This is a genomic window from Nocardiopsis prasina DSM 43845 (assembly GCF_000341265.1).
GTDB classification, from domain to species: domain Bacteria; phylum Actinomycetota; class Actinomycetes; order Streptosporangiales; family Streptosporangiaceae; genus Nocardiopsis; species Nocardiopsis prasina.
The window spans coordinates 1-727 of the sequence record NZ_ANAE01000219.1 but is presented as its reverse complement, the minus strand read 5'-3'; the positions used below and the strand labels follow the sequence as shown (position 1 = coordinate 727).

The 727-nt window shown below is 54.7% G+C and carries 1 rRNA gene; it reads right to left on the bottom strand.

Going from position 1 to position 727, the window contains the following annotated elements:
* Nucleotides 1-572 (bottom strand): 23S ribosomal RNA (locus D452_RS0126960); the annotation flags it as partial.
* Nucleotides 573-727: the final 155 nt, after the last annotated feature.

The window sequence follows — 727 nt, the reverse complement described above, 5'->3', positions numbered from 1 at the left end:
CACCGGGGCACTTTTCACCTTTCCCTCACGGTACTAGTGCACTATCGGTCATCAGGACGTATTTTGGCTTAGCAGGTGGTCCTGCCAGATTCACACGGAATTTCTCGGGCTCCGCGCTACTCGGGAGAACATCAACACCTAGACTCTTCCTTCACCTACGGGACTCTCACCCACTCCGGTACCGCTTCCCAACGGATTCAGCTAGAAAAATCATCAGCGCTCCAGGCCGACAGACCTGAAAAGATGCATCCCACAACCCCGCACACGCAACGACTGTCGTCTATCACACGCGCACGGTTTAGCCTCTTCCCCGTTCGCTCACCACTACTAGGAGAATCACTGTTGTTTACTCTTCCTACGGGTACTGAGATGTTTCACTTCCCCGCGTCACCACCAACTACCCTATACATTCAGGTAGCGGCAACCCGACACAACTCGGGCTAGGTTTCCCCATTCGGACACCCGCGGATCAAAGCTCGGTTGACAGCTCCCCGCGGCCTATCGTGGCCTCCCACGTCCTTCATCGGCGCCTGATGCCAAGGCATCCACCGTGTGCCACTATCACTTGGCCACTACAGATAATAAGATGCTCGCGCACACTATTCACAAATCAAAACACCAACCACAAACTCCCCTACCTCAAACCACAAACCCAACCCGCAAGGGCCAGGATATGGGAGTTACTGGAGGTGGTAGCGGGAACCAACCACAAGGATTGCTTCCTCAG